Annotated in this window: 18 protein-coding genes; 14 read left to right on the forward strand and 4 right to left on the reverse strand. The window is 68.8% G+C overall.

Annotated features, from left to right (window positions below):
* Positions 1–12: 12 nt before the first annotated feature.
* Positions 13–1,965, reverse strand: a complete 1,953-nt coding sequence (gene uvrC / locus N8A90_RS22420; RefSeq protein WP_262077434.1) for an excinuclease ABC subunit UvrC — start codon at positions 1,963–1,965, stop codon at positions 13–15.
* A gap of 139 nt (positions 1,966–2,104) precedes the next feature.
* On the opposite strand from uvrC, the gene N8A90_RS22425 reads away from it, so the two are divergent.
* Both N8A90_RS22425 and earP read left to right on the forward strand, forming a co-directional pair.
* On the forward strand, positions 2,105–4,099 hold the full coding sequence (locus tag N8A90_RS22425) for a gamma-glutamyltransferase family protein (protein WP_262077435.1): 1,995 nt from the start codon (positions 2,105–2,107) through the stop codon (positions 4,097–4,099).
* Between the two features lie 76 nt (positions 4,100–4,175).
* Positions 4,176–5,273 (forward strand): elongation factor P maturation arginine rhamnosyltransferase EarP, encoded by a 1,098-nt coding sequence (earP, locus tag N8A90_RS22430; protein WP_262077436.1) that lies wholly within the window; start codon positions 4,176–4,178, stop codon positions 5,271–5,273.
* Here earP and N8A90_RS22435 read toward each other — a convergent pair.
* The 3 genes from N8A90_RS22435 to N8A90_RS22445 are packed head-to-tail and all read right to left on the reverse strand — an operon-like array spanning position 5,236 to position 8,097.
* Positions 5,236–6,009: an HpcH/HpaI aldolase family protein gene (locus tag N8A90_RS22435; RefSeq protein ID WP_262077437.1), complete on the reverse strand. Its 774-nt coding sequence runs from the start codon at positions 6,007–6,009 to the stop codon at positions 5,236–5,238. The two genes, earP and N8A90_RS22435, sit on opposite strands and share 38 nt — an antisense overlap.
* Complete coding sequence (locus N8A90_RS22440) at positions 6,006–7,427, reverse strand: FAD-binding oxidoreductase (RefSeq protein WP_262077438.1); 1,422 nt, start codon at positions 7,425–7,427, stop codon at positions 6,006–6,008. The genes N8A90_RS22435 and N8A90_RS22440 overlap by 4 nt, the downstream gene beginning before the upstream one ends.
* Before the next feature lies 1 nt (position 7,428).
* Positions 7,429–8,097 carry an aspartate/glutamate racemase family protein gene (locus tag N8A90_RS22445; protein ID WP_262077439.1) on the reverse strand — a complete coding sequence of 223 codons (669 nt, stop codon included), beginning with the start codon at positions 8,095–8,097 and terminating at the stop codon, positions 7,429–7,431.
* A gap of 132 nt (positions 8,098–8,229) precedes the next feature.
* Between N8A90_RS22445 and N8A90_RS22450 the strand changes: the two genes are divergently transcribed.
* The 12 genes from N8A90_RS22450 to N8A90_RS22505 all read left to right on the forward strand — a co-directional run bounded on the left by N8A90_RS22450 (position 8,230) and on the right by N8A90_RS22505 (position 21,908).
* On the forward strand, positions 8,230–9,183 hold the full coding sequence (locus N8A90_RS22450) for a LysR family transcriptional regulator (protein ID WP_262077440.1): 954 nt from the start codon (positions 8,230–8,232) through the stop codon (positions 9,181–9,183).
* Between the two features lie 196 nt (positions 9,184–9,379).
* On the forward strand, positions 9,380–10,315 hold the full coding sequence (locus N8A90_RS22455) for a dihydrodipicolinate synthase family protein (RefSeq protein WP_262077441.1): 936 nt from the start codon (positions 9,380–9,382) through the stop codon (positions 10,313–10,315).
* Positions 10,316–10,377: 62 nt separating this feature from the next.
* Positions 10,378–11,970: an ABC transporter substrate-binding protein gene (locus tag N8A90_RS22460; protein WP_262077442.1), complete on the forward strand. Its 1,593-nt coding sequence runs from the start codon at positions 10,378–10,380 to the stop codon at positions 11,968–11,970.
* A 1-nt stretch (position 11,971) separates the two neighbouring features.
* Positions 11,972–13,003, forward strand: a complete 1,032-nt coding sequence (locus N8A90_RS22465; RefSeq protein WP_262077443.1) for an ABC transporter permease — start codon at positions 11,972–11,974, stop codon at positions 13,001–13,003.
* The gene (locus N8A90_RS22470; protein ID WP_262077444.1) at positions 13,000–13,848 is read left to right on the forward strand and encodes an ABC transporter permease; all 849 of its coding nucleotides are present in this window, start codon (positions 13,000–13,002) and stop codon (positions 13,846–13,848) included. Before N8A90_RS22465 ends, N8A90_RS22470 begins: the two co-directional genes overlap by 4 nt.
* Positions 13,845–15,542 (forward strand): dipeptide ABC transporter ATP-binding protein, encoded by a 1,698-nt coding sequence (locus N8A90_RS22475; protein WP_262077445.1) that lies wholly within the window; start codon positions 13,845–13,847, stop codon positions 15,540–15,542. The genes N8A90_RS22470 and N8A90_RS22475 overlap by 4 nt, the downstream gene beginning before the upstream one ends.
* Positions 15,539–16,531, forward strand: coding sequence for an NAD-dependent epimerase/dehydratase family protein (locus tag N8A90_RS22480; RefSeq protein WP_262077446.1), 993 nt, complete (start codon positions 15,539–15,541; stop codon positions 16,529–16,531). The genes N8A90_RS22475 and N8A90_RS22480 overlap by 4 nt, the downstream gene beginning before the upstream one ends.
* Before the next feature lie 2 nt (positions 16,532–16,533).
* Positions 16,534–17,289: an SDR family oxidoreductase gene (locus N8A90_RS22485; protein WP_262077447.1), complete on the forward strand. Its 756-nt coding sequence runs from the start codon at positions 16,534–16,536 to the stop codon at positions 17,287–17,289.
* Positions 17,286–18,713 (forward strand): NAD(P)-binding domain-containing protein, encoded by a 1,428-nt coding sequence (locus N8A90_RS22490; RefSeq protein ID WP_262077448.1) that lies wholly within the window; start codon positions 17,286–17,288, stop codon positions 18,711–18,713. Before N8A90_RS22485 ends, N8A90_RS22490 begins: the two co-directional genes overlap by 4 nt.
* 5 nt (positions 18,714–18,718) lie before the next feature.
* Positions 18,719–19,498: an SDR family oxidoreductase gene (locus N8A90_RS22495; RefSeq protein WP_262077449.1), complete on the forward strand. Its 780-nt coding sequence runs from the start codon at positions 18,719–18,721 to the stop codon at positions 19,496–19,498.
* Positions 19,499–19,509: 11 nt separating this feature from the next.
* The gene (gene hydA, locus N8A90_RS22500) at positions 19,510–20,970 is read left to right on the forward strand and encodes a dihydropyrimidinase (RefSeq protein ID WP_262077450.1); all 1,461 of its coding nucleotides are present in this window, start codon (positions 19,510–19,512) and stop codon (positions 20,968–20,970) included.
* On the forward strand, positions 20,967–21,908 hold the full coding sequence (locus N8A90_RS22505) for an N-carbamoyl-D-amino-acid hydrolase (protein ID WP_262077451.1): 942 nt from the start codon (positions 20,967–20,969) through the stop codon (positions 21,906–21,908). The genes hydA and N8A90_RS22505 overlap by 4 nt, the downstream gene beginning before the upstream one ends.
* Positions 21,909–22,033 lie beyond the last annotated feature (125 nt).

Here is a 22,033-nt window from a genome sequence, read left to right on the forward strand (position 1 = left end):
CGGCAGCGCGCGTCAGTGCAGCGCGCGGTAGATCTCTTCGGCCAGGTCCGCGGCGATTCCTTCGACCGACGCGATGTCCTCGACGCTGGCCGCCGCCACGCCTCGAATACCGCCGAAGCGCTGAAGCAGGCGAGCCCGGCGCTTGGGCCCGATGCCCGGAATGTCTTCCAGCTGGCTGCCGCCCACGCGCACCTTCGCGCGCTTGGCGCGCATGCCGGTGATGGCGAAGCGGTGCGCCTCGTCGCGGATTTGCGCGACCAGCATCAGCGCGGCCGAGTCCTTGCCCAGATAAACCTTCTCGCGGCCGTCGGCGAACACCAGTTCTTCCAGGCCGACCTTGCGGCCCTCGCCCTTCTCGACGCCGACGATCAGCGACAGCGGCAGGCCCAGCTCGCCGAACACCTCGCGCGCCATCGACACCTGGCCCTTGCCGCCATCGACCAGCACCAGGTCGGGCATGCGCGCGGCCTTGGTGGCGGGCGGCGCGTCGCTGCCGGCGCCGTCGGCATCGCCTGGGGGCGGTGCATCGGTCTCGGCGGCGATCACCTCCGCGAGCTTGCCGTAGCGGCGGTGCAGCACCTGGCGCATCGCCGCGTAGTCGTCGCCCGGCGTGATGCCATCGATGTTGTAGCGGCGGTACTCGCGGTTCTGCATCGCGTGGTGCTCGAACACCACGCACGACGCCTGCGTCGCCTCGCCGGCCGTGTGCGAGATGTCGAAGCACTCCACGCGGAAGCTGTCGAGGTCGTCGGGCGCCAGCTCGAGCGCGTCGACGAGGGCACGCGTGCGCGCCTGTTGCGAGCCCTCTTCGGCCAGCAGCCGCGCCAGTTGCAACTGCGCGTTCGTCTGCGCCATCTCCAGCCAGTGGCGGCGCTGCTCGCGCGGCTGGAACACCGCGGTGATGCGGATGCCGGCCTGCTGGGAGACCGCCTCGATCAGCTCGCGGCCGACCTGTTCGCTCAGCACCAGCGTGGCAGGGACGGGGACATCGAGGTAGTGCTGCGCGATGAAGGCCTCGAGCACCTGCGACGCGACCGACACGGCATCGGGGCTGCCTTCGGATTCGCGTTCGCTGTCGTACATCTGCGCAGCATCGTCGACGTGCACCGGGAAGTACGCCCGGTCCCCCAGGTGGCGCCCGCCGCGCACCATGGCCAGGTTGACGCAGGCGCGCCCGCCCTGCACCTGCACGGCCAGGATGTCGACGTCCTTGTCGGAAGCGATCTCGATCGACTGCTGGTGCAGCACGCGCGACAGGGCCGACATCTGGTTGCGCAGCTCGGCCGCCTGCTCGAACTGCAGCTTCTCGGCATGCATCGTCATGCGCGATTCGAGCTGGCTCAGCACCACCTGCGTGTCGCCCATCAAAAAGGCCTCGGCATTGGCAACGTCATGCGCATAGGCCTCGGGCGTGATGTAGCCCACGCACGGCCCGGTGCAGCGCTTGATCTGGTAGAGCAGGCATGGACGCGTGCGGTTGGTGTACACCGTGTCTTCGCAAGTGCGCAGCTTGAACACCTTCTGCAGCAGCTGGATCGACTCCTTGACCGCCCAGGCGCTCGGGTACGGCCCGAAGTAGCGGTGCTTGCGGTCGGTCGCGCCGCGGTAGTAGGCCAGGCGCGGAAAGGTATGCGCGGCGATCTTCAGGTAGGGGTAGCTCTTGTCGTCGCGAAACAGGATGTTGTAGCGCGGCTTCAAGCTCTTGATGAGGTTGTTCTCGAGCAGCAGCGCCTCGGCCTCGGAGCGCACCACCGTCGTCTCCATGCGCACGATCTTGCTGATCATGTGGCCGATGCGGGTGCCGCCGTGGCTCTTCTGGAAGTAATTGGCGACCCGCTTCTTCAGGTTGCGCGCCTTGCCCACATACAGCACGGCGCCGGCCGCGTCGAAATAGCGGTAGACGCCAGGCAGGTTGGGCAGGGCGGCGACTTCGCTGAGCAGTTGATCGGAATGCACGTCGGACATGGGGCTATTGTCTCGCGCGTCGCGATTCACCCACTTGCACGACATCGGGCGGCTTCGACTGGCACAACCTATGCTCACAGCAGGCCCGTTCGTGAAATTATTCACGACAAACCCAACTAATAACGATTCGATAACATTTATGAAGCGAAATATCTCCTGGTGGGCCCTGACCCCGACCGCCCTTGCGTTGACGCTGCTCGCCTGCGGCGGTGGTTCGGACAACGGCAGCACGCCGACACCGACGCCGGTCGAGACGACGCCGCCCGTCGCCGTCGACAACAGCTGCCTCACCAGCACCACTGGCACGCCGGTGGTGGTCGGCTCGGGCGACGCCGGCGACCCGGCAGCGCCGGAGCCTGCGTCCGGCTACGTCATCGGCCACAAGGTCGTCACAGCCAAGACGTACATGGTGGTGGCGAACCATCCGCTCGCCACCAAAGCCGGTTGCGACGTGCTCAAGGCCGGCGGCAGCGCTGCCGACGCCGCCATCGCGGTGCAGGCCGTGCTCGGCCTGGTCGAGCCGCAGTCGAGCAGCCTGGCAGGTGGCGCCTTCATGCTCTATTACGACGCCAAGACGAAGAAGGTGCAGGCCTACGACGGGCGCGAAACCGCACCGGCCGCGGCCACCGCCAACTACCTGCGCTACGTCGATGACACGACCGACCAGACGCTGCCCAAGCCCAGCGCGCGCGGCAGCGGCCGCTCGATCGGCACGCCGGGCGTGATGCGCATGCTCGAGATGGCGCACGGCGACCACGGCAAGCTGCCATGGAAAGACCTGTTCGGCGAAGGCACCCGCCTGGCCAGCGACGGCTTCAAGGTCGGCGGCCGCATGGCCGCGGCGATCGCCTCGTCGGCATCGAACCTCAAGCGCGACGCGGAGGCGGCCGCGTACTTCCTCGATGCGGCCGGCAACCCGAAGCCGCTGGGCACCACGCTCACCAACCCGGCCTATGCCGAGGTGCTGAAAGCGATGGCCAGCCAGGGCGCCGATGCGATGTACACCGGCACGATCGCCCAGGACATCGTGGCCAAGATCCAGGTCACCACCGGCGCCGACGGCTCGGTCATCACGCCCGGCAAGACCACGCTGGACGACCTGAAGAACTACAAGCCGGTGCGCCGCGAGCCGGTGTGCACCACCTACCGGGCCTACTACGTGTGCAGCATGTCGCCGCCGTCCTCGGGCGGCATCGGCGTGCTGTCGACGCTGGGCATCCTGGAGAACTTCAACATGGGCCTGCATGCACCGTCGCAGGTCGACCTCGAAGGCGGCAAGCCGTCGGTGATGGGCGTGCACCTGGTGGCCGAGGCCGAGCGCCTGGCCTACGCCGACCGCGACAAGTACGTGGCCGACACCGACTTCGTGCCGCTGCCCGGCGGCAGCGCCGACACGCTGCTCAACAAGACGTACATGCGCTCGCGCGCCAACCTGATCGACTTCAGCAAGAGCATGGGCACGGCCGTGGCCGGCGACTTCGGCGTGCCGCCGGTCGGCATCGACAAGACGGTCGAGAATGGCACCACGCACTACTCGATCGTCGACAAGGACGGCAACGTGGCCTCGATGACCACCACGGTGGAATCGACCCTCGGCTCGTACCACATGAGCCACGGGATCATGCTGAACAACCAGCTGACCGACTTCAGCGCCAACCCGATCGACGCCGTGACCAATGCCCCGGTCGCCAACCGCGTCGCGCCGGGCAAGCGCCCGCGCAGCACGATGGCGCCCACGCTGGTGTTCAACGGCAACCAACCCGGCGACTTCCTGATGGCCACCGGCTCGCCGGGCGGCGGCACCATCATCCAGTACGTGGTGAAGACCGTGGTGGGCGCACTCGACTGGAGCCTCGATGCACAACAGGCGACCTCGCTGGTCGACTTCGGTGCGACCAACAGCCCGACCACCAACGTGGGCGGCGAGCATCCGAACATCGACATCACGAACGGCGGCAACAACGACCCGCTGATCCTCGGCCTGCGTGCGCTCGGCCACACGGTGTCGACCGGCTCGCAGTCGAGCGGCATCAGCACCATCATCCGCAAGCCGGCCAGCGGCGGCCTGGTGCTCACCGGTGGCGCCGACCCACGCCGTGAAGGCATCGTGCTCGGCGATACTTTCACGCCCTGACGACCACACGCCGTTCCGGCGCCGTGAAGCCCCCGAGGTCGCGAGGCCGCGGGGGCTTTTTCATGATGGGATGCGCATGCGCTGGGACATCTTCTGCAAGGTCATCGACAACTTCGGCGACATCGCGATCAGCTGGCGGCTGGCCTGCCAGCTGGCGCAGCGCGGTGCGCCGGTGCGGTTATGGGTCGACGATCCGTCGGCGCTGGATTGGCTGGCGCCACAGGGGTGCGACGGTGTCGTCGTCATCCCCTGGTCCGACCCGGTCGCCGTGGCGCTGGCCGCCGCCGAAGCGGTGCCCGACGTTCTGATCGAAGCCTTCGGCTGCGACCCGGCACCGGAACTGCTCGCTCGCTTCGCCGCCTGCGGCCGCCGGACCTGGATCAACCTCGAATACCTGTCCGCCGAACCCTACGTGGAGCGCCTGCACCGGCTGCCCTCCCCCGTCTTCCGCGGCCCCGGTGAAGGGCTGAACAAGCATTTTTTCTATCCCGGCTTCACCCCCGCCACCGGCGGCCTGCTGCGCGAGGACGATCTGGCCATGCGCCGCGCGGCGTTCGACCGCGGCGCCTGGCTGAGAGACCATGGCATTGCGTGGCAAGGGGAGGGCCTCGTCTCGCTGTTCTGCTACGAACCCAAGGCGCTCGGGCGCCTGCTCGACCAGCTGGCCGCAGCACCGGTGCCGCAGCGCCTGCTGGTCACCGCCGGGCGCGCGACCGCCGCGGTGCGTGCCGTGTGGCCATCGCCGGACAGCCAGCACGGCGCCCTGTCGGTGTCCTTCCTGCCGATGCTGTCGCAGCGCGACTACGACGAGCTGCTGTGGGCCTGCGACTTCAACTTCGTGCGTGGCGAAGACTCGGTGATCCGCGCACTCTGGGCCGGCCGCGCCTTCGCCTGGCAGATCTACCCGCAGGACGACGACGTGCACCACGTCAAGCTCGACGCGTTCCTGGACACGCTGGATGCGCCGACGGCATGGCGCACATTTCACCGTGCCTGGAACGATGCCGACGATGCCGCGCTCAGCTGGCCAAACGCGGCGACGCAGGATGCATGGACCGCTGCGACGCAGCAGGCCCGGTCCCGCCTGCTCGCGCAGGACGACCTGGCCACCCAGCTCGCGCGCTTCGTCGACGCGCTCAGCGGCCCTGCAGCGCCACGTCGCGCAACGCCTTGAGAATGATCCCCGCCGTGTTGCTCGCGACATAGCGCGCGCCCCAGCTGGCGTAGCGCGCCTCTTCTTCCGGCGTGAGCGCCAGGATGCCGGGGCACTTGCCCGCGGCCGAGACCGCCTTCAGGGCGCTTTCGATGGCTGCCTGCACCGGCGCCTCATTCCAGCGGTTGTCGAAGCCCATGCTGTGCGCCAGATCGTTCGGCCCGAGGAACACGGCGTCGACACCCGGCACCGCCGCGATCGCCGCAGCGTTGGCCACGCCTTCGGGGGTCTCGATCATGACGATCAGCGCAACGCCGTCGTTGCTCAGCGCCGTGTGCGCCGTGCCGCCGAAGGCGCCGTAGCCGGCCGCCCGCGTGGAGAAAGCCGCGCCGCGCAGGCCCGGCTGCCCGCGCGTCGGGTACTTCACGCGCTGCACCAGCGAAGCGGCATGCGCCGCGGTGTCGACCATCGGAATCTGCACCGCGCTCGCGCCCAGGTCGAGCGTGCGTGCCATGTCGTGTTCGAGGCAGCGCACCACCGTCGGGATGCCGCTGGCGCGCGCGGCGCGCAGCATGTGTTCGGTGGTCTCCAGACCCGCGCTTCCGTGCTCGTTGTCGAGCAGCACGAAGTCGAAGCCCGCGAAGGCGCACATCTCGACGATGGCCGGCGACGGGATGCCGTTGAACACGCCGCGCAGCAGGCGCCCGCTGCGCAGCATCGCCGGCAGCCGGGTGTCGATCGGGTGCTGCGCGCTCACAGCAGCTTGCCCGGGTTCATCAGGTGGTTCGGGTCCATCGCCTGCTTGATGCGCAGCATCAGCTCCATCTCGACCGGCGACTTGTAGATACGCAGCTCGTCGCGGCGCAGCTGGCCCACGCCATGCTCCGCACTGATGCTGCCGCCGTAATCGGTCACCAGCTGGTGCACCACGGCATTGAGTTCGTGCGTGCGCTGCTTGAGCGCGTCGTAGTCGGCGTCGGGCGGCATCAGCACGTTGTAGTGCAGGTTGCCGTCGCCGAGGTGGCCGAAGTTGATGATGCGGGCATCGGGCATGCAAGCCAGCACGTCCTGCTCGGCCTGTGCGACGAAGGACGCGAGCGACGAGATCGGCAAGGCGATGTCGTGCTTGATCGCCTTGCCCGCACGCACCTGCGCCTGCGAGATGCCTTCGCGCAGCTTCCACAGGGCCATCGTCTGCGCCTCGCTGGTCGACAGCATCACGTCGTTGGTCAGGCCGGCCTCCATCGATTCGCCGAGCGATTCCTCGAGCAGTTCGCGCAACCCCGCCTCGTCGTCGGTGTCGCTCAGTTCGATCAGCGCGTTGAAGGGCGACGGCTGCGCGAGCGGCGCGCGCGTGTCGGTCACCTGGTCGAGCACCAGCTGCAACGACGCGGCGGTCATCATCTCGAAGGCGCTGAGGCGTTCGCCGCAGCGCGTGCGCATCAGGCTCAGCAGGTCGACCAGCTTCCCGAGCGACTCGGCGCCGACCCAGGCCGTGGCATGCGCCCTGGGCTGCGGAAACAGCTTGAGCACGACGCCGGTGATGACACCCAGCGTGCCTTCGGAGCCGATGAAGAGCCCCTTGAGGTCGTAGCCGGTGTTGTCCTTGCGCAGCCCGCGCAGCCCGTGCCAGATGCGGCCGTCCGGCAGCACCACTTCGAGCCCCAGCACCAGGTCGCGCGTGTTGCCATAGCGCAGCACCGCGATGCCGCCGGCGTTGGTCGCGACGTTGCCACCGACCGTGCAGCTGCCCTGCGCGCCGAGGCTGAGCGGGAAGAAGCGGTCGACGCTGCGCGCCGCGTCGTGGGCATGCGCGAGGATCACGCCGGCGTCCACGGTCAACGTGTTGTTGATGGGGTCGATGGCGCGGACCCGGTTCATGCGCGTGGTGCTCAGCACCACCTGCGCGCCGCTGGCGTCCGGTGTCGCCCCACCGCTCATGCCGGTGTTGCCACCCTGCGTGACGATGGGCGTATGGGTTTCGCTACACAGCTTGACCACGGCCGCGGTTTCGGCCGTGTTGGCGGGGCGCACGACGACAGGCGTGGCGCCCGTCCATTTGCCGAGCCAGTCGGTGAGGTACGGGGCTTGCGCCTCGGCATCGGTCAGCAGTCCGGCCGGGCCGACGAGCGCGTGCAGCTTGTTGATCAGGCGCTGGATGGCGACTTCCGACATGTCAGCAGCCTTCCCAGCCGAGCTGCACCCGCGCGATCGCCATGCCGACCGCCGCCTGTGTCGGCTCCACCACCGCGATGCCCAGCGCCTGCTGCAGCGGCGCACGGTAGGCGGCCATGCCGGCGCAGCCCATGACGATCACGTCGGCGCCGCGCTCGTCGCGCAGGCGGCGACCGACTTCCGTCATGCGCGCCAGGGTGCGGTCGTATTGCGCGAGCTCCTGCACGTTGAGGCCGATGGCCAACTCGCCAGCGAAGCGGCCCATGACGCCCATCGCGCCATAGCTGCGCAGGTGGCGTGGGATCGACGGGTCGAGGATGGCGATCACGCCAAAGCGCTCGCCCAGCGTCAGCGCAGTCAGCACGCCGCACTCGCCGATGCCGAGCACCGGCTGCTTCACGCGCTCGCGCAGCACGTACAGGCCCGGGTCGCTGTAGCAGGCGATGACGAAGGCCGACGCCTCCGCGGCCAGCGCGTCGGCGCGCCGCGCCAGCGGCTGCGCCACCGACTGCACGTCGAGGTGCGTCACGATGCCCGGGGGCCCTTCGGCCAATGTCAGACAGCGGATCTCCGGGCCGCCCGCCATGCGCAGCGGGGCCATGGCCGCGTCGATGCCGGCCGTGACCACTTCGCTGCTGTTGGGGTTGATGACGTAGATGGGCGGTTTCATGCGGGCGCGCTCCTGAGGGTGCATTCCAGTCTAGGTGCGGCCCAGGGGCACGCTCCTTGCTTTTTCATGGGCCACCCTTAACGTTTGGTTATGCACTGCGCGCCTTGATCCCCGCGCGCAGCAGCCGCCGCCATGTCCCTCAATCTGCGTCAAATCGAAGTCTTCCGTGCCGTCATGACCACCGGCTCGATCCGCGGCGCGTCGGAGCTTCTCTTCGTCTCGCAACCCGCCGTGAGCCGGTTGCTGTCGCACACCGAAAGCCGCGTCGGCTTCGCGCTGTTCGAGCGCATCAAGGGCCGGCTCTACGCCACGCCCGAGGCCAAGAAGCTGTTCCATGAGATCGAGCGCATGTACCAGGGCGTGCAGCGCGTGAACGAACTGGCGCAGGAGCTGGCCGAGAACCGCGAAGGCATCCTCAACATCGTGTCGAGCCCGAGCATCGGGCAGATGATGATCCCGCAAGCCATCGCCGCCTTCCGCGAGGCGCACCCGCAGGTCAAGCTCACCTTCCAGTACCTCGGCTACGCGCCGTTGAAGGAGAGGCTCCTCCACCACCAGGCCGACCTGGGCGTGACCATCCTTCCGGTCGACCACCCGAACCTCGACGTGACGCCGCTGGCGCAAGGCCAGCTGGTGTGCATCTGCCCGTACAACCATCCGCTGTCGCGCCTCTCCACGCTCACGCTGGCCGACATGCGGCCTTACCCGCTCATCTCGTACGACCGCGCCACACCCTTCGGCGTGATCGTCGAGCGCATGTACGAGGTCGCCGACGAGGTGCTCAAGTCCGCCATCGAAGTGGGCTCGCCGCAGAACGCCTGTTCGCTGGTGCAGGCGGGCGCGGGCATCGCCCTGGTCGACGAGTTTTCGGTGCGCAACTGGCCGACCCACCAGCTCATCGTGCGGCCCGTGGTCAACGCGCCGGTGCTGCAGGCCAACCTCGTGCACCCGCGCTTCGACCCGCTGTCGACGCTGGCGCAACGCTTCGTGCGCGTGCTGCGGGAGCTGATGCAGCGCCAGGGCTTCGAGAGCCCGCACGACACCGGCCCCGCACTGGGCACCGCGCTCGCGGAGGCGGCGCACTGAGGTCCGCCGCGCACCAGCTTCGCCAACGGCGCCACCGTGTTGGTGCGCGCCGCGCACCGCTTCGGCCCCAAGACCGATGCACTTAACCGCAGGTTAAGGATGCCGCACACAAAGGCACGCGACATGCGCGGAGCCGACATCAAGAATGCGCACGACCCCGGTCATCCCGTGCGATGACCGACGCCACGGAGCCTTCATGACTGTCAATGCCCCCGCCAACGCTTCTCTCGCCGCGCCCTCGGGCGTCTACGTGATCTGCCCCACGCCCTTCCAGGCCGACGGCGCGCTCGACCTCGCCAGCATCGGCACGCTGGTCGAATTCCAGGTGCGCGCGGGCGTCGCCGGCCTGGCCATCCTCGGCTTCCTGGGCGAGGCGCACAAGCTGTCGAGCCAGGAGCGTCGCACGGTCGTCGACACCTTCGTGCGCTGCGCGGAAGGCCGCCTGCCGGTGTGGGTAGGCGTGCGCGCGCTCGGCCTGGCCGGCGCCATCGAGCAGGCGCTCGAAGCGCAGGAACTGGGCGCCACGGCCGTCTTCGCGGCCCCGCTCGACGGCGCATCGGATGCGATGCAGTTCGAGTACTACGCGACGCTGGCCAAGTCGGTCGGCATCCCCGTGATCATTCACGACTTCCCCGATTCCTTCGGCACCGAGATCAAGGCCGAGGTCGTCGCCAGGCTGGGGCGCGAAGGCGGCGTGGGCATGATCAAGATGGAAGAGCCGCCGGTCGGCCAGAAGATCACGCGCATCCGCGAACTCGCCGGCGACAGCATGCGCATCTTCGGCGGCCTGGGCGGCGTGTACCTGCTCGAAGAGCTGCAGCGCGGCGCCGTCGGCACCATGACCGGCTTCGCGTTCCCCGAGATCCTCGCGGCCATCTACGCGCGCTTCGCGGCCGGCGACGAAGCCGGTGCGGCCGCGGTGTACGACAAGTACTGCCCGCTGATCCGCTACGAGTTCCAGCCCAAGATCGGCCTGGCCCTGCGCAAGTACATCTACATGCGCCGTGGCGCCATCGCCTGCAACGCGATCCGCTCGCCGGGTATGCGCATCGACGACATCACCACGCGCGAACTCGAAGCCGTGGTCCAGCGCGTCGGCCTCGCGGTCGATGCGCCACCGCTCAAGTTTTGACCTCCTGCCACCTCCACCCTTCCTAGATCGAGAGCGAAATCATGATGACTCAGCGACTCCCCTTGTTTGTTGCCTCCGCGATCGCCCTGTCCGTGGCCCTGCTGAGCGCGCCCGCGTCGGCCCAGTCCCGCGCCGAGACGATGCGCTTCGTCACCGGCGGCACCGTCAACACGCTCGACCCGACCATGCTCGGCACCACGCGCGAGGCCTTCACCGTGGGCATGAGCACCTACGACCGCCTCGTCTCCTTCGGCAAGAAGAAGCAGGGCGACAACTGGGTGTTCGACCTGGAGAACATCCGCGGCGAACTGGCCGAGCGCTACGTCATCGCGCCCGACGGCCTGAAGATCACCTTCTACCTGCGCAAGGACGCGAAGTTCCAGGACGGCACGCCGGTGACGGCCGACGACGTGAAGTGGTCGCTCGACCGGGCCGTCAGCGCCAAGTCGCTGGCCGCCGCGCAGCTGCTGACCGGCTCGATGACCAAGCCCGAGCAGTTCAAGGTGATCGATGCCAGCACCTTCGAGGTCACGCTGCCCAAGCCCGACCGCCTGGCACTGTCGAACCTGGCCACGGTCTACCCGATCATCATCAACTCCAAGGTCGCCAAGTCGCACGCCACGGCCGAAGACCCGTGGGCGCAGACCTGGCTCAAGGAAAACACCGCCGGCAGCGGCGCCTACAGCGTCGAGACCTTCAAGCCGGGCGAGCAAATCATCCTCAAGCGCAACGACGCCTGGACCCGCAGCGCCGACGGCAAGCCGGCGCCCTTCAAGCGCGTGATCGCGCAGACGATTCCCGAAGCCGCGACGCGCGCCAACCTGGTCGAGCGCGGCGATGCCGACCTGGCCATCGACCTGCAGGCCAACGACGCCGCCTCGCTCGCCACCAAGGGCAAGGTCAAGGTCATCTCGACGCCGCAGTACAACGCGGTCAGCTTCATCTCGTTCAACACGCAGATGGCCCCCTTCAACAACGTCAAGGTGCGCCAGGCCATCGCCTATGCGCTGCCCTACGACGACATGTTCAAGGCGGCGCTCTTCGGCCGCGGCAAGCCGCTGTTCAACGCGACCTGGAAGGACGGCCCGCCAAGCGCCGAGTTCCCGATCCCGCAACCGGTGAAGCTCGACCTGGCCAAGGCCAAGCAGTTGCTGACCGAGGCCGGCTTCCCGAACGGGTTCGAGACCTCCTTCGCCTTCAACCTGGGCCAGGCCAACATCGCCGAGCCGATGGCCGCGCTGATCAAGGAGTCGCTCGCCAAGATCGGCATCAAGGTCGACATCCAGAAGCTGCCCGATGCGCAAATGTCCACGCTCATCAACGAGAAGAAGGCACCCTTCTTCACCGAGAACATCGTGGCCTGGTTGCCGTCGAACGACTACTTCTATCGCAACTTCTACACCGGCAACCAGCGCTGGAACTACAGCTCGCTGAACGACCCCAAGCTGGTGGAAATCGCCGAGAAGGCGCGCTTCGAGACCGACCCGGCCAAGTACGCGGCCTACGCCAAGCAGCTCAACGCGATGGCCTTCGACCTGATGCCGCAGATCCCGATCTGGCAGGCCAGCCAGGACGCGGTGATGGTCCCGTCGCTCGACGGCTACGTCTACCAGTTCCACCGCCAGGTCGACTTCCGCGACGTGCGCCGCAAGTAACGTGAGCCTGCTCGCCACCACCCTGCGCCGCACCGGCCGGCGCTTCGTCTCCTCGCTACCGGCGCTGTTCGGCGTGCTCGTCTTCACTTTCCTGCTGATGCGCGTGCTGCCCGGCGACCCGGCGGTGTTCTTCGCCTCCGGGGCCAACTCGGGCCAGGAAGAAATCGAGATGGTGCGCAAGCAGATGGGGCTGGACAAGCCGGTGCCCGAGCAACTCTTTCTGTACCTGAAGGACGTGGGCACGGGCAAGCTCGGCCGCTCGCTCACCACCGGCCAGCCGGTGGTGGCGGACATCCGGCAGCGACTGCCCGCGTCGCTCGAGCTCACCTTCACCGCCCTGCTCATCGCGCTGGTGAGCGCGGTGCCGCTGGGCATCCTGGCCGCGCTGCGCGCCGGCTCCTTCATCGACCACGCGGTGCGCATGTTCTGCGTGATCGGCGTGTGCGTGCCCACCTTCGTGTCGGGCCTGCTGCTGGTGTACGTCTTCTATTACATGTTCGGCATCGCACCCGACCCGACCGGGCGGCTCGATGTCTTCACCAGCGCGGCGCCGCGCGTCACCGGCTTCCTGCTGATCGACTTCCTCCTCGCCGGCGACATGGCCGGCTGGTGGGCCGCCGCCAAGCAGCTCGTGCTGCCCGCGCTCACGATGGCGCTCTTCGTGCTGGCGCCCATCGCCCGCATCACGCGCGCCTCGATGCTGGCCGCGCTGGGCAGCGACTTCGTGCGCACCGCGCGCTCCATCGGCCTGCCGGCCTGGCGCATCGTCGTCACCTACGCGCTGCGCAACGCGGTGCTGCCGGTGCTCACCATCCTGGGCATCGTGTTCTCCACCATGCTGGGCGCCAACGTGCTGGTCGAGAAGGTCTTCTCGTGGCCGGGCGTGGCGTCGTATGCGCTCGACGCGCTGCTCGCATCGGACTACGCGCCGGTGCAGGGCTTCGTGCTGCTGATGGCCTCGATCTTCGTGATGGTCAACCTGACGGTCGACATCCTTTACAGCATCTCCGACCCCCGCATCTCCATCGAATGAGCACCGCAACCTTGAACCACGTCGCGTGGGTGCTGCGCGGCAACCCGCTGACGGCCGTGGCCGCCGTCGGCGTCGCCATCCTCTGCGTGCTGGCCGCCATCGGGCCGTGGATCGTGCCGTACGACCCGATCGCGTCGAACGTCGCGATCGCGCTGCAGGCGCCGAGCGCGCTGCATTGGGCCGGCACCGACCAGCTGGGGCGCGACGTGTTCAGCCGCACCATCGTCGCGGCGCGGCTCGACCTGATGATCGCCGCCTCGGCCGTGAGCCTGTCCTTCGTCGTCGGGGCCGTCATCGGCAGCATCTGCGGCTACGTCGGCGGTCGGCTCGACCGCATGGTCGGGCGCTTCGTCGACGTGCTGATGGCCTTCCCGCTCTTCGTGCTGGCGATGGCGATGGTGGCGGCGCTGGGCAACCGCGTCGAGAACATCGTGATCGCCACGGCCTTCATCAACCTGCCCTTCTACATCCGCTTCGCGCGGGCCGAGGTCAACGTCCGGCGCAACGCCGGCTGGGTGGAATCGGCCCGCGCCTGCGGCGACTCGCACCTGTCGGTGATCCTGCGCTTCCTGCTGCCGAACATCCTGCCGGCGATGGCGGTTCAGATCTCGCTGAACCTGGGCTGGGCGGTGCTGAATGCGGCCGGCCTGTCCTTCATCGGCCTGGGCGTGCAGCAGCCGACGCCGGAGTGGGGAATCATGGTCGCCGAGGGCGCGCGCTTCATCTCCACCGGCAACTGGTGGCTGGTGGCTTGCCCCGGCTTCGCGCTGATGATCGCCGTGCTCTTCTTCAACCTGTTGGGTGACGGCCTGCGCGACATCCTGGACCCGAGGATGCGGACATGAGCGCAGCACCAAAGAGCGCCGAACGTCTGCTCGATATCGAAGACCTGCGCGTCAGCTTCTCCACGCGGCGGGGCATGGTCGAGGCGGTGCGCGGCGTGAGCCTGTCGCTCGACGTGGGCCAGACCCTGGGCATCGTGGGCGAAAGCGGCTCGGGCAAGTCGGTCACCGCCTTTGCCGTGACGCACCTGCTCGAAGCGGCCGGCCGCATCCTCGGCGGGAAGATCCGCTACCGCGGCCAGGACATCACGCACGCGACCTGGAAGACGCTGCGCTCGACGCACGGCGCAGCGATCTCGATGATCTTCCAGAATCCGCGCGCGGCGCTCAACCCGATCCGCACGGTCGGCCTGCAGATCGCCGATGCGCTGAAGGTCCACACGAACCTCACGCCCGCCGAAGCGCGTTCGCGAGCTTTGGATCTGCTGAAGGACGTGCTGATCCGCGAGCCCGAGAAGCGGCTGGACGCCTACCCGCACGAGCTGTCGGGCGGCATGTGCCAGCGCATCATGATCGCGATGGCGATCGCCAGCGAGCCGGCGCTGCTGATCGCCGACGAGCCCACCACTGGCCTCGACGTGACCACGCAGAAGACCGTGATGGACCTGCTGGCCGCCATCACCGCCAAGCGCGGCATGGCGACCATCCTCATCACGCACGACCTTGGGCTCGCGGCCAAGTACTGCAGCCGCGTGGTCGTGATGGAACGCGGCCAGGTGGTGGAAGACGCGCCGCCGCTGCAACTCTTCAGCGCGCCAACGCACCCGTACACGAAGCGGCTGGTGGCGGCGTCGCCGACGCTGACCTCGACCATCGCGGACCTCGTGGTCGACGGTGGCGAGGCACTGCCGCCGATCGTCGAAGCACCCAAGGCGCCGCTGCCGCCAGGCACGCCACTGCTGCTCGAAGTGCAGGGGCTGTCGAAGCACTATCCCGGCGGCATCACGGCGGTGAACCGCGTGTCGTTCCGCCTCGCGCGCGGCGAGAGCCTCGGGCTTGTGGGCGAATCGGGCTCGGGCAAAAGCACCATCTCGCGCATGCTGTGCCGGCTGATCGACGGGAGCGAGGGCGACATCCTGTTCGACGGCGGCAGCATCGGCCAGATCAAGGCCAACGACTTCCACAAGTCCGCCCTGCGCAAGGACATCCAGATCGTCTTCCAGGACCCGCACGACAGCCTCAACCCGCGCTTCAGCGCCTTCGACTGCATCGCGCACCCGCTGCGGCGGCTTGCGGGCATGTCCTCGGGCGCCGCACTGACCAAGGCCGTGAACGACTGCGCGGTGCGCGTCGGCCTGCCGCTCGAACTGCTCGACCGCTTTCCGCACCAGCTTTCCGGCGGCCAGAAGGCACGCGTGGGCATCGCGCGCGCCATCGCCTGCAAGCCGCGCCTCCTGGTGCTCGACGAGCCCACGGCCGCACTCGACGTGTCGGTGCAGGCGGTGATCCTGCAGTTGCTCGACAAGCTGCGCCGCGAGGAAGACCTGGCCTTCCTGTTCGTGAGCCACGACCTGAACGTGGTGCGCATGATGTGCGAGCGGACCATCGTGCTGCGCAACGGCGAGGTGGTAGAAGAAGGCCTGAGCGCCGACCTGTTCCGTGCGCCAAAGTCCGACTACACCAAGGCGCTGCTGGCCGCAATTCCGCACTTCGAGCCGAATGCGGCCCCGGTGGCCTTCGAGGCGGTGCCGGCATGAGGAAGACGCTGGTCTTCGGCGGCGTCGGCTTCGTCGGCCTCAACATCGCCGAACGGCTGCTCGCCGAGGGCGAGGCCGTGGTGCTGTTCGACCGGCTGCCGCTGCCGGCGGCGGCCAATGCCGCATTCGCGGCGTTGCCTGGCTCGCTGGAAGTGCTGCAAGGCGACGTGACGGACGTCGACGCCATCACGCGTGCGATGACGGACGAGATCGATACCGTGGTCCTCGGCTCCGCGGTCACGGCCGACGCCGCGCGCGAGACGCGCGACCCGGAGACGATCCTGCAGGTCAACCTGATGGCGCTCACGCCCATCCTGCGGGCCGCACGCGATGCGAAGGTGCGCCGCATCATCAACCTCAGTTCGGCCGCCGCCTACGGCCGTGCCGCCATGGGCGTGGCCGCCGTCGACGAAGACACGCCGCCCCAGCCCACCGGCCTGTACGGCATCACCAAGTTCACCTCGGAAATGATCGGCGGGCGCCTGGCCGATCTCTGGTCGCTGGACTTCGTGAGCCTGCGCCTGAGCGGCGTGTTCGGCCCGTGGGAGCGCGCAACCGGCGTGCGCGATACGACCAGCCCGCAGTTCCAGATCACCGAGGCGGCGCGTCGCGGCACGCCCGCCCTGCTGGCACGGCACGGCCTGCGCGACTGGGTCTACGCGCCCGACGTGGCGCGCGCCGTGCATGCCGTTGCGCATGCCGCGACCTTGAACCACCGCCTCTACAACGTGTCGGCGCCGCAGAGCTGGACGGCACTCGCCTGGGGCGAGCGGCTCGCCGCGCTGCGGCCCGGCTTCGAATGCCGCCTGGCCCGCGAGGGCGAGGCACCGACCATCGACCTGCATGCACCGGCCGACCGCGCGCCGCTGTCCGTCGCGCGGCTGCAGGCCGAGTTCGGCTGGCAGGCCGGCTTCGGCATGGACGCGTCGGCCGATCACCTCGAGGCCTGGTGCCGGCACCACGCATCGTCATCCAAGGAAGTTCCGTGAGATTGAAAGAACAAGTCGCCATCGTCACCGGTGGCGGATCGGGCATCGGCCAGGCATCGGCCCTGCTCTTCGCGCGCGAAGGCGCCCGCGTGGCGATCGTCGACCGCGAGCTGGCGGCCGCGGAAGACACCGCCGCCCGCATCCAGGCCGAGGGCGGCGAGGCGCTGGCCTTCGGCGCCGACGTGGGCGCGCCCGGCACGGCGGACGCCAACGCCGCCGCGGTGCTCGCACGTTGGGGCCGCATCGACGTGCTGATATGCGCCGCGGGCTTCTCCTGCGGCGGCACCGTGCTCACGACGGCACCGGACGACTGGGACGCCGTGTTCCGCACCAACGTCGGCGGCACCTGGCTGTGGGCGCGCGCCGTGGTCCCGGCCATGCAGCGCCAGGGGCGCGGATCGATCATCACCTTCGCGTCGCAACTGGCCCTGGCCGGTGGCCGCGGCAACAGCGCCTACATCGCCGCCAAGGGCGCGATCATGAGCCTCACGCGCACCATGGCGCTGGACTTCGCGGCCGACGGCATCCGCGTCAACGCGATCGCGCCCGGCGCCATCGACACGCCGATGCTGGCACGCGGCTTCGGCCGGCAGGCCGACCCCGACGCCGCGCGCGAGGCCTCGCGCCAGCGCCATGCGCTGGGCCGCTTCGGCCGCGCGGAAGACATCGCCCATTCGGCGCTGCACCTGGCCAGCGACGCGTCGGCGTTCACGACCGGCACCACGATGGTGGTCGACGGCGGATGGCTGGCCGCATGAGCACGCTGGAGGCGCTGGAAGCCCGGGTCGCGCGCGATCTGGCCAGCATCGCCCACCCGCACCAGCCCTGGCTCACGCCGCGCACCGGGCCCGACGGGCAACCGGCCCTCGACGTGCTGATCGTCGGTGCCGGCCAGTCGGGCAGCGCGACGGCCTTCGGCCTGCTGCGCTCCAAGGTCGACAACATCCTCGCCATCGATGCGGCGCCGCTCGCCGGCGAAGGCCCGTGGAACACCTACGCGCGCATGCACACGCTGCGCAACCCGAAGGACTACACCGGGCCCGACCTCGACATCCCGAGCCTGACCTGCCGCGCCTGGTACGAGGCGCGCTTCGGCGAGGCCGCGTGGGACGCGCTCGACATGCTGCCCAAAGGCTTGTGGGCCGAGTACCTGCTGTGGGTGCGCCGCGTGACCCAGGTGCCGGTGCAGAACGACACGCGGCTGCTGCGCATCGCGCCGGTCGAGGGCAGCGACCTGCTCGCGGCCGAAGTGGCGTCGGGTGGCCAGGGCCGCACGCTGTACGCCCGCAAGATCGTGCTGGCCACCGGCCAGGAAGGCGTGGGCCGCTGGGCCATGCCGTCGACGCTCGCGGGCCTGCCCGCCGACCGCTGCGTGAATTCGTCGCAGCCCTTCGACTTCGACCGCGCGCGCGGCAAGACGGTGGTGGTGATCGGTGCCGGCGCCTCGGCCTTCGACAACGCGGCAACCGCGCTGGAAGCCGGCGCGGCCGCTGTGCACCTGCTGTGCCGCCGGCTCGAACCGCAGGTGGTGCAGCCCTACCGCTGGCTCACCTTCCGCGGGTTCCTCCGGCACCTGTCGGACCTCGACGACGCCTGGCGCTGGCGCTTCATGCGGCACATCCTGAGCCTGCGCGAAGGCTTTCCGCAGCCGACCTACGACCGCTGCGCGATGCACGCCAACTTTTATCTGCACACCGGCCGCAGCGTGACGGGCAGCCGCTTCGACGACGCCGAGCAGCGCATCGAACTCGACACGACGCAAGGCGCGATGCACGCCGACTTCGTCATCAGCGCGACCGGCATCGACGTCGACTTCGCGGCCCGCCCCGAGCTGGGAGAATTCGCGCACAACATCGCCACCTGGGCCGACCGCTACCTGCCGCCCGCCGACGAGCAGGACGCGCGGCTGGCCGCCTTCCCGTACCTCGCGGACGACTACGCCTTCAGCGAACGCACAACCGGCACGACGCCGTGGCTGCGCAACGTGCATCTCTTCGCGATCGGCTCGACGATGAGCTTCGGCGCATCGGGCTCGTCGATCAACGCGCTGACGACGGCCATCCCCAAGCTGGTGTCTGGCATCACCCGCGGTCTCTTCCGCGACGATGTCGAACAGCACTGGGCCTCGCTGCGCGCCTACGACGTGCCGCAGGCCATCATCACGCCACGCCAACCAGGATAGACACCATGGATCTCGGACTCTCGACACGCACGGCGCTGGTCTGCGGCGCCAGCAAAGGGCTCGGCCTCGGTTGCGCGCAGTCGCTCGCACGCGAAGGCGTGGCGGTGACGATCGTCGCGCGCGGCGCCGAAGCACTCGAAGCCGCCGCTGCGGCCATCCGCGCGGCAACCGGTGCCACGGTGACAGCCGTGGCCGCCGACATCACCACGCCCGCCGGCCGTGCCGCCGCGCTGGCCGCCTGCCCGGCGCCGGACATCCTGGTGACCAACGCCGGCGGCCCGAAGCCCGGTGACTTTCGCGACTGGGACCGCGACGTGTGGATCGCGGCGCTCGACGCCAACATGCTCACGCCCATCGAACTGATCCGCGCCACGGTCGACGGCATGATCGCGCGCCGCTTCGGCCGCATCGTCAACATCACCTCCGGCGCGGTGAAGGCGCCCATCGACATCCTGGGCCTCTCGAACGGTGCGCGCTCCGGGCTCACCGGCTTCGTCGCCGGGCTGGCGCGCAAGACGGTGGCGCACAACGTGACGATCAACAACCTCTTGCCCGGCCCCTTCGAGACCGACCGCCTGCGCGAGACGGCGCGGCAATGGTCGAAGCAGACCGGCAAGAGCGAAGAGACGGTGCTGGCCGAGCGCCGCGCGGCCAACCCTTCCGGCCGCTTCGGCACGCCAGCCGAGTTCGGCGACGCCTGCGCCTACCTGTGCAGCACACAGGCCGGCTTCATCACCGGCCAGAACCTGCTGATGGATGGCGGCCACTACCCGGGGACCTTCTGATGACGAGCGACATGCCATTCGACCTGACGGTGCGCAACGGGCGCATCTCCACCGACACCGAAACCTTCGAGGCCGACATCGGCATCAAGGACGGCGTCATCGTTGCCATCGAGAAGAACCTGCCGCCGGGCCGCGAGGACATCGACGCCGCCGGCCGCTGGGTGCTGCCGGGCGGCATCGACAGCCATGTGCACGTCGAGCAGCTCTCGGGCATGGGCGTGATGTGCGCCGACGACTTCCATTCGGCGACGGTGTCGGCCGTGTTCGGCGGTACCACCACGATCATCCCGTTCGCGGCGCAGCACCGCGGCATGAAGATCCCCGAGGTGATCGCCGATTACGCAATGCTCGCGCGCGAAAAGGCCGTGATCGACTACGGCTTCCACCTGATCCTGGCGAACCCGGACCAGACCGCGCTGACGGTCGACCTGCCCGAGGCGATCCGCAACGGCATCACGTCGCTCAAGGTCTACATGACCTACGACAAACTCAAGCTCGACGACTACCAGCTGCTCGACGTGCTGGAACTGGCCGACCGCGAAGGCGCGCTGGTGATGCTGCACGCCGAGAACCACGACATGATCCGCTGGCTCGCGCAACGGCTGATCGAGCGCGGGCTGAAGGCGCCCAAGTTCCACGGCGTGGCGCACGACCCGCTGGCCGAGACCGAGGCGACCTTCCGCGCCGTGTCGCTGTCGCGCCTGCTCGACGTGCCGGTGCTGATCGTGCATGTGGCGGGGCAGGAGACGGTGAAGGTCATCCGCGACGCGCGCGCGCTCGGTGCGCAAGTGCACGCCGAGAGCTGCCCGCAGTACCTCTTCCTCACCGCCGACGACCTCGACCAGCCGGGCCTGGAAGGCGCCAAGTTCTGCTGCAGCCCGCCGCCGCGCGACGGTGCCTCGCAGGAGGCCGTGTGGGAAGGCCTGAAGGACGGCACACTGGGCGTGTTCTCGTCCGACCATGCGCCCTACCGCTTCGATGAAACCGGCAAGCTGCCCAAGGGCGAGCAGACCGGCTTCAAGGACATGGCCAACGGCGTGCCGGGCATCGAGCTGCGCATGCCACTCTTGTTCTCCGAAGGCGTGATGACGGGACGGATCAGCATCGAGCAGTTCGTCGCGTTGACCTCGACCAACCATGCGCGCATGTACGGGCTGGCGCCGAAGAAGGGCAGCATCGCGATCGGCGCCGATGCCGACCTCGCGCTGTGGAACCCCGAGCGCGAGACGACGATCACCTGGTCGATGCTGCACGACAACGTCGGCTACACGCCCTACGAAGGCCGCACGCTGCGCGGCTGGCCCGAGGTGGTGCTGAGCCGCGGCCGCGTGGTCGTCAAGGACGACGCGCTAAACGCCGAACGCGGTTCGGGCCGCTACGTGCCACGCGGCAAGCCCGAACCGATGCAGCGCAAGGCGGTCGGCACCAGCAAGGGCGCACTCTCCGCATGGACGAAAGGGATGACTGCATGACCAAGGAACGTTTCGGTCTGGCCGTTGCCCAGCTCGGCCCCATTCACTTGAACGACAGCCGCGAATCGGCGGTCGCGCGGCTCATGGAAATGATGCGCGAGGCCGCGGGCCGCGGCGCGAAGCTGGTGGTGTTCCCCGAGCTCGCGCTGACGACCTTCTTTCCGCGCTACTGGATGAGCGAGGAAGAAGCCGAGGCACGCTTCTTCGAGCCCTCGATGCCCGGCCCCGCGACACAACCGCTGTTCGACCTGGCGAAGTCGCTGGGCATCGGCTTCTACCTCGGCTATGCGGAGCGCACGCCTGGCGGGCAGCGCTTCAACACCTCGATCCTGGTCGACGAGCAGGCCAACATCGTCGGGCGCTACCGCAAGATCCACCTGCCCGGCCATTCGAACCACAAGCCCGACGCGCCCTTCCAGCATCTGGAGAAGAAGTTCTTCGAGGTCGGCAACGACGGCTTCGGCGTGTGGCCGATGCTGGGCACGAACGTCGGCCAGTGCCTCTGCAACGACCGCCGCTGGCCCGAGACCTTCCGCGTGATGAGCCTGCAGGACGCGCGGCTGGTGGTGCTGGGCTACAACACGCCGTCGTGGAACATCCACTGGACCGAGCCGCCGCACCTGCGCATGTTCCATCACCTGCTGTCACTGCAGGCCAACGCGTACCAGAACGCGCTGTGGATCGGCGCCGCAGCCAAGTGCGGGTCGGAAGACGGCTTCCACATGATCGGCGGTTCGGCCATCGTGGCGCCGACCGGCGAGATCGTGGCGCAGTCGCAGAGCGAGGAAGACGAAGTGATCTTCGCAGCGATCGACCTGACGCTGGGCGACAACTTCCGCAACCATGTCTTCAACTTCGCGAAGCACCGGCGGCCAGAGCACTATGGGTTGATTCTGGAGCGCACGGGGGTGGGGGCACCTTTGGTTCGCAAGGGTTGAATGGGCTGCGTCCGTAGCGGCGCGCGCCCGGCAGGCGGTGCGGGCCGGACGACCCCGGTGCGCCGGCCGCTTCGCGGCTGCCCTGCGGTGCTCGCGCCATCGGCTGCGTCGCAGAACTCGCTGCG

The organism is Variovorax sp. N23 (assembly GCF_025486315.1).
In the GTDB taxonomy this organism is placed as follows: Bacteria; Pseudomonadota; Gammaproteobacteria; order Burkholderiales; family Burkholderiaceae_C; genus Variovorax.

What these genes read in the sequence shown, in the direction of transcription:
- uvrC (WP_262077434.1), bottom strand. Translation starts at nt 1,965, where the DNA reads ATGTCCGACGTGCATTCCGATCAACTGCTCAGCGAAGTCGCCGCCCTG.
- N8A90_RS22425 (WP_262077435.1), top strand. Translation starts at nt 2,105, where the DNA reads ATGAAGCGAAATATCTCCTGGTGGGCCCTGACCCCGACCGCCCTTGCG.
- earP (WP_262077436.1), top strand. Translation starts at nt 4,176, where the DNA reads ATGCGCTGGGACATCTTCTGCAAGGTCATCGACAACTTCGGCGACATC.
- N8A90_RS22440 (WP_262077438.1), bottom strand. Translation starts at nt 7,427, where the DNA reads ATGTCGGAAGTCGCCATCCAGCGCCTGATCAACAAGCTGCACGCGCTC.
- N8A90_RS22445 (WP_262077439.1), bottom strand. Translation starts at nt 8,097, where the DNA reads ATGAAACCGCCCATCTACGTCATCAACCCCAACAGCAGCGAAGTGGTC.
- N8A90_RS22450 (WP_262077440.1), top strand. Translation starts at nt 8,230, where the DNA reads ATGTCCCTCAATCTGCGTCAAATCGAAGTCTTCCGTGCCGTCATGACC.
- N8A90_RS22455 (WP_262077441.1), top strand. Translation starts at nt 9,380, where the DNA reads ATGACTGTCAATGCCCCCGCCAACGCTTCTCTCGCCGCGCCCTCGGGC.
- N8A90_RS22470 (WP_262077444.1), top strand. Translation starts at nt 13,000, where the DNA reads ATGAGCACCGCAACCTTGAACCACGTCGCGTGGGTGCTGCGCGGCAAC.
- N8A90_RS22475 (WP_262077445.1), top strand. Translation starts at nt 13,845, where the DNA reads ATGAGCGCAGCACCAAAGAGCGCCGAACGTCTGCTCGATATCGAAGAC.
- N8A90_RS22480 (WP_262077446.1), top strand. Translation starts at nt 15,539, where the DNA reads ATGAGGAAGACGCTGGTCTTCGGCGGCGTCGGCTTCGTCGGCCTCAAC.
- N8A90_RS22490 (WP_262077448.1), top strand. Translation starts at nt 17,286, where the DNA reads ATGAGCACGCTGGAGGCGCTGGAAGCCCGGGTCGCGCGCGATCTGGCC.
- N8A90_RS22495 (WP_262077449.1), top strand. Translation starts at nt 18,719, where the DNA reads ATGGATCTCGGACTCTCGACACGCACGGCGCTGGTCTGCGGCGCCAGC.
- hydA (WP_262077450.1), top strand. Translation starts at nt 19,510, where the DNA reads ATGCCATTCGACCTGACGGTGCGCAACGGGCGCATCTCCACCGACACC.
- N8A90_RS22505 (WP_262077451.1), top strand. Translation starts at nt 20,967, where the DNA reads ATGACCAAGGAACGTTTCGGTCTGGCCGTTGCCCAGCTCGGCCCCATT.